The 5951-nt window shown below is 32.0% G+C and carries 6 protein-coding genes and 2 pseudogenes; 5 read left to right on the top strand and 3 right to left on the bottom strand.

Annotated features, from left to right (window positions below; translation table 11 throughout):
• The first annotated feature begins 1313 nt into the window (after positions 1 to 1313).
• Positions 1314 to 1466: an antitoxin VbhA family protein gene (locus ACTJJ9_RS25875; RefSeq protein ID WP_186324347.1), complete on the top strand. Its 153-nt coding sequence runs from the start codon at positions 1314 to 1316 to the stop codon at positions 1464 to 1466.
• Positions 1467 to 1927: 461 nt separating this feature from the next.
• Here ACTJJ9_RS25875 and ACTJJ9_RS25870 read toward each other — a convergent pair whose 3' ends face one another.
• Positions 1928 to 2470 carry a DUF3967 domain-containing protein gene (locus ACTJJ9_RS25870; RefSeq protein WP_145585384.1) on the bottom strand — a complete coding sequence of 181 codons (543 nt, stop codon included), beginning with the start codon at positions 2468 to 2470 and terminating at the stop codon, positions 1928 to 1930.
• A 261-nt stretch (positions 2471 to 2731) separates the two neighbouring features.
• Here ACTJJ9_RS25870 and ACTJJ9_RS25865 point away from each other — a divergent pair, with 261 nt between their 5' ends.
• From ACTJJ9_RS25865 to ACTJJ9_RS25850, 4 genes and pseudogenes are all read left to right on the top strand, one after another.
• Complete coding sequence (locus ACTJJ9_RS25865; RefSeq protein WP_255452040.1) at positions 2732 to 3136, top strand: hypothetical protein; 405 nt, start codon at positions 2732 to 2734, stop codon at positions 3134 to 3136.
• Between the two features lie 12 nt (positions 3137 to 3148).
• Complete coding sequence (locus tag ACTJJ9_RS25860) at positions 3149 to 3421, top strand: hypothetical protein (RefSeq protein WP_145585383.1); 273 nt, start codon at positions 3149 to 3151, stop codon at positions 3419 to 3421.
• Positions 3422 to 3430: 9 nt separating this feature from the next.
• Complete coding sequence (locus ACTJJ9_RS25855) at positions 3431 to 3844, top strand: hypothetical protein (protein ID WP_440768999.1); 414 nt, start codon at positions 3431 to 3433, stop codon at positions 3842 to 3844.
• A 169-nt stretch (positions 3845 to 4013) separates the two neighbouring features.
• Positions 4014 to 4304, top strand: a pseudogene (locus tag ACTJJ9_RS25850) (MarR family transcriptional regulator); the annotation flags it as partial.
• A gap of 75 nt (positions 4305 to 4379) precedes the next feature.
• Here ACTJJ9_RS25850 and ACTJJ9_RS25845 read toward each other — a convergent pair.
• Both ACTJJ9_RS25845 and ACTJJ9_RS25840 read right to left on the bottom strand, forming a co-directional pair.
• Positions 4380 to 4892: pseudogene (locus tag ACTJJ9_RS25845) on the bottom strand (Tn3 family transposase); the annotation flags it as partial.
• Positions 4893 to 5117: 225 nt separating this feature from the next.
• On the bottom strand, positions 5118 to 5558 hold the full coding sequence (locus ACTJJ9_RS25840) for a cell wall hydrolase (protein WP_130004285.1): 441 nt from the start codon (positions 5556 to 5558) through the stop codon (positions 5118 to 5120).
• Positions 5559 to 5951: the final 393 nt, after the last annotated feature.

Here is a 5951-nt window from a genome sequence, read left to right as displayed (position 1 = left end):
TCGCTGCTTGATTTCTCCTTCATAAAAAAGTTTAAATCTCTATAAATTTAAACTTTTTTTGAAGGCCACCAAGCGAAAGCGCGGTAGAAATCTGTGTCTATTTTCTTGACGTAGTATCATAGTGTTCATATTACAAATTTTAGTGGTACTACAAAAGCTAGTACAACATCAACTACTAAAAATTATCATCATTTCTATTCAAGTAAAGATAATATAAATGTAAAATTCAAAGTTGATAAATTTATCAAGACACATAAAAATAAAAAAGTTTATATTAAAGTTCAAAAGAGTAATGGATTATGGTGGACAACAAAAGCTACAAAGTCAGTAACAAATACTAAGCAGATTAGTTTTAATGTTAATCATGGAGAAGGTGACTATAGAATTATAGTTTATGATGCGGCAGAACGAACTGGTCATGATAAACCACCACTTTATTATGCAAAATCAAGTCAATATTCAGGTTCAGTAACTGGATCATAATGTTTTAAAAATAAGAAGATTGTCTAATTAATAAAAGGACAATCTTCTTATTTTTATATTTTAGAAAGTAGAGAATACTATATGTGTTAATATAATTTATAAGTAATTTATGATTGACATTGAAAATAAGTGAAAGAAGGTTAAAGAATGGACTTTATTGTATTTTGCAAAGAAAGAATACATAGTATTGCAATTGCAACTACACAATGTTGCAACTTGACATGGAGCCTCTGCGGGCATGAGTCTCAAGCCAAGAAGCCAGCAAGATCAAGGGCTGGCTTTGCCACGAAAGGCTATCATGCCCACCACTCCATGTAAAGTAGCAACGACAAATCAGCTTGCAATACTCTGCACTTTTATTTTGCAATACACACTTTATTATGATTTTATTTGTTTTCGGTCTGTTAATGATTGTTAGTTTAGTTTTAAATATATTGTTCAAAACGACAAAAAAAAGAGATTGGATAATATCTTTTTCATTAAGTATAATTTTATCATTTATAATCGTTGGGGTTTTAGGAGTAAAATAGCAAATTGTTAAGTGATTTATGCATATTATATACAAAACTAGTTTACATAACGTTAATTTTCGGAAGTAAGAAAAAAGCTAAACCCAGTATGAACAAGGGTTTGGCTTTTTTTGTTTTTTTATGGGTTATGCATGATTTTATACATCGCTGATTTACCAAGGTTTTTAGCTTATAAAAAGTCCTGAATTTTGCATGAAAAAGTGGGATTTTATGCAGTCGTTATTATAAAATTTTATTAGATTTTCTTTATTTAAAAGGAAGTTTTTTATGTAGTATTTATTTTTTATAAGGAGGATAATGATGAGAAATTTTAACTCCGCAAAAGCATCTGTAGAAATGGAAGGGTTTGTTATTTCTAAAGAGATAGAAGAGCTTGTATTAAAGAATGTTCATGGTGAAATAACTGATGAAGAGTTTATAAAATTATTATGCGAAATAGCAGAAAAAGTGTAAAGAATACGGCTAAACCTTGATGAATTTTAGTTAAAATGGATTAAAATAGGTGTACAAAAATAGAGTGTTTTTGTACATCTCCTAATATATGGGTGTACATGATTAGTAAAAATGTGTACATTTGTATATCAAAGTGGTAACCACTCAAAAACCAACCGCACTGCGGGTTGAACCATGAAATGGTTCCAGTTTTTCCTTATGCTCTTTATTTCTTTCTCTCCCTTTCTTTCGAAAGTGAGATCGCTTAATTGCTGCTGCAATAAGCTTGAAAGAATAAACAATTTTTTGATTGCAAATAACTCGTTAAAAGTCGCTTACAAATTATTAAAAAAGTAAAGATGTTATGAAAGAGTCTATTCCAATTAACCAGGAATAGTAGAGAGAGAAAAAATAATAAAATTTTAAAAAAATGGAGTGAAAAAATCAATAAAAGGTGAGAAGAAAAATATAGTTTTTTCTTCTCACTTTTTTAATATTTTAGTCCACCAAGGTTTCTTTTTTTCTTCAGCTGTAGCTGCAAGTAACCTCTGTGTTTCTTGAGACTGCCTTAGAGACTCCAAAAGAATTTTATCCCTCTCATTCAACTTGGAATCAATATACTTTTGTTGTTGCTCAAGACGTTTTAATAATTCTTCATTGAATTTGTTTTGCTTTTCATTCATATCGGTCAGTATGTCAACTTTTTTCACTAAATCAACCAACATATCGCGTTCAGACGGTTGATTTGCCTGTGTATTGTCCGATACACCACTACCATTTGTATCGGGTCTTGCAATGTATTTAGTCGCTATGATGCTCGCTATATCATCAACAGAATTATCGCTTTTGGGGAACATTTTAAACTCTAAAAATACTTTTATATCTTGTTCATTAAAAATACGATTACCACTGATATTACGGTTAAAAATATACCCTTGTTTCTCTAATAATTGAGCGTATTTTCTTACTGTACTTTCTGCTATATCGGTTATATTGGCTATATCTTTTGTAGAATAGTTTTCCATATCGTATTCCCCCCAAGTAAAGGATTTCTAGAAAAAGTGAAAAACTCCTTTTTAATAGGGAATTAGCGACTAGATAACCAAAAGCCTTTATGGCTTTATGGTTGCCTTGATGGCAACCTTTCATTTGAATTTCACATCATCATTTTTAACTAATTCTAAAATAATGGTACTTTTTTCATTTTTGGTAATTGATATAAGTTACTTAAAATGGTTTAATAAGTATTAAACAAGGAATTTTTGTAGCCGAAATGAGGTAATAGAATGTTGAAATTATTGGATTTCCACAAGAAATTATATGAGAAAAGATGGAATGGCGAATTAGAAACGCATGAAGATATGAAAAAGTTTGAACATGATTTTTTAAACTTAGCTACAGAAGAAAAAGTTAGTGATGAACAAGTAAATGAATTGATGAATCAGCTTTATATTCCTCCTTATAAATCTGATTTATTGCCTGATCATTTGAAAGAAACGAATGTTGTTAAGAAAGTAAATCCAAAACGTGGAGGAAAGCGTGAAGGAGCTGGACGTCCTTCCTTAGGAACGACAAAGAAGCTTTCTATCACGTTACCAGATGAAATTTGGAAGCAGATAGATGATGCTAGAGGAAATCAACCATTATCAGCTTTTTTAAGAGAAATAATTACAAATGGAAACTGGATTTAAGGAGGAATTTAAATGATAGTAGATGATCATGCAATAAATAGCTTAAGAACATGGTTTGATATAGCATATGAGGAATTAAAAAAAGAATGGGTAAGTGAGGAATATGAAATACTTTCTCATTGTCCTTCTTATAAGGCTACATTAGCTTATTATGAAGCCATGAATGTTTTGATAAAAGCTAGTTATACAGAGGAGTATTTGAGGGATTTAGATATTAAAACTTTAGAAGATATGATTGAGGAAGAGTTGGAACTAGAAAGCTTTTGGGAAAGTAAAAAGGATTGATGTATTGATATGATTTGTTCTTATTGCAATCAGGAGAACGGAGAAGTTGAAAAATATTGTAGTTTTTGTGAAGCACCTTTAAGAATTAATCGACCAAAATTAAGGGATTATATAGCTTTAAATCATGCTGAATTACCTTTTAGTGAACTTTCTTTGTTTCATACATATGATTTATTGGTTTTACTTCGATTGGTGAGAGAAGAACGAACTAAATCTTACAATCTTATGAGAACCATTCAAAAAGCTCCAGAAGACGTTTTTATAGATTCGGACACATTAGCCTTTGCTGAAAGTGAATATAGGCTTTATTCGGCTCGTATGAAGGTTATAGAGGGGATTTTGATTGATAGGATGGGTTATAAACCTAAAAGAATTGATGATAAATTATTGGAAAGTTTGAAAATGAAGATAGAAAGTAACTAGAAAAAAGGGGAAAATGTTGGTATTGTCGAAATATAGAAAAATAAGAAAAACCGCCTGTAGCTTTGGTCGGCTTGGCGGTTTCTCAAATGCGAGGGATTAGTCCCTTTATTTAGATATATATATTCTAACATAATGGGTCTAATTCCTGCTACATAAGGAGAGGAATTAGATGAAAAAAGATAGTTTGAATTTTAGAAAAGCTGAAAAAAATGCACGATTAAGAGATTTAGAAAATGAGAAAATATTGACTGATGAAGAATTGCAAAAAGCATCAGAATTACAAAGTAAAGCAAATTCTAGAGGAATGATTTTAATTCCTGAAAGGAAAGTAAAAAATAAAGCGAGGTTTGTCCAGTTGAACCAAGCGAATCTTTTGTATTTGCGTGAAATTAAATATTTAACTACTGCTGAAAAGACTTTTCTAATAGATATTGCTCCTCATGTGGAAATAGAGTCTAATTGGGGTACAGTCAGGAAAATGCGGATTTACAACGCTAAGCCCATTTCCCCGACTATTCCCCCAGTTTTAACAACGTTAAGAAAGTTTCAAGGGTCTTAAAGAATCTAACGAGACCATTTTCTCCGAATTAAAATGGTATTCTCCAAGTAAATTAATATGTACCCAACCTAGAGGTGACATATGGTGCAATAATTCTTCATTAAAACTACCTGACCGTTTTTGATATTCAACTGCCTTTGATAGATGTAAAGTATTCCAGATACTGATGGCATTGATAATTATGTTTAAGGCACTGGCCCTTTGCAATTGATGCTGTATGGTTCGTTCCCTAAGCTCGCCTTGTTTTCCGAAGAAAATAGCTCTTGCCAGTCCATTCATGGCTTCTCCTTTATTCAATCCTTTTTGTATTTTTCTTCTTAATGATTCATCCGAAATATAATTCAAAATAAAGATCGTTTTTTCTATTCGGCCCATCTCACGTAAGGCTGTAGCCAAGCTGTTTTGTCTTGAATAAGAACCTAATTTCCCCATAATAAGGGATGCTGAAACTGTTCCTTCCCTTATAGAATGAGCTAATCGCAAAAATTCGGACCGAAAAAAGAAAAAGTGATTTTATTGGAAATCCTCCTTTGAAATTGAATATGTAAGAAATGAATAAAACCATTAGCCATCAAGGGAACCAAAACCATGTTTATAGGGGATTATAATTAACATAATCATGTTTATAGACACTGAAAAAAGGATCTTCCAGTAAGAAGATCCTTTTTTTTGCTGCTAAAAGTTTTAGTTTTTAAAAATATTCGAATCTTTTCCTCAACGACTATAAACGCTTTCACATGTTCCAGGCGCTGGTTCATAAAAACAATGTTGTTTAAATTGACCACTAAAAGGTTGGCCATACCATGTTGGAGGACACGGACCATATGGATTAAAGTACCAAAGAGCATATTTCGCTGGGTAATCTCTCCAATATTCCAAATTCTTTCTTGCTAATCTTCTTTCAGATTCTCTTGCTCGTTGATAAAACATATTGCCTTTTTGCACAGCTTCAAAGGAGTAATTTCCCCCTTGTACTTGAAAAATAACATCTTCAATGGTCCTTACATCCATGAAATCCGCACAATCAGCTACAGCACGGTTTACAATCACGTTTCCAACATATAGCATCCCCTGTACTCCTTCACCTTCAGCCTCTGCTCTCATCATCCTTGCCATTAAATCAACGTCTGCATCTCGGTAAGCGACTCTTGCCATTTTTCCACCTCCAAAATACAGTATGAAAAAAAGCAACATTCATGTCTCTTTTTTACAATTTGTTAGGATAAGAGCACATCAATTTTCTTGGTGAATATAAACTTTAGTCTTCATCAATCAGGCGCTTTAATGAAGTAACTAAAGCCTAATTTTTCACTTATAACACCGAGAAATTAGACTTTTTATATTTTGATTTCCTTAACGTTGTAAATCCGCACTTTCCTGACGCTACCCCACTTGGGACGTGATTTAAGTCGCGTTAGCGATTTTGTTCAAAGATAAGAAAGTATAAAAATTTGGGTCTACCACAGTCATTTAAGCTGTGGTATTTTCATTTTATGGAGACCAATATATTGAGAAGAATATTTTTTGATAAACACCAACATTGGGAAG

The organism is Metabacillus sp. 22489, assembly GCF_052044855.1.
Lineage (GTDB): Bacteria > Bacillota > Bacilli > Bacillales > Bacillaceae > Metabacillus > Metabacillus niabensis.
This window is presented reverse-complemented; position numbering and strand designations above follow the sequence as displayed.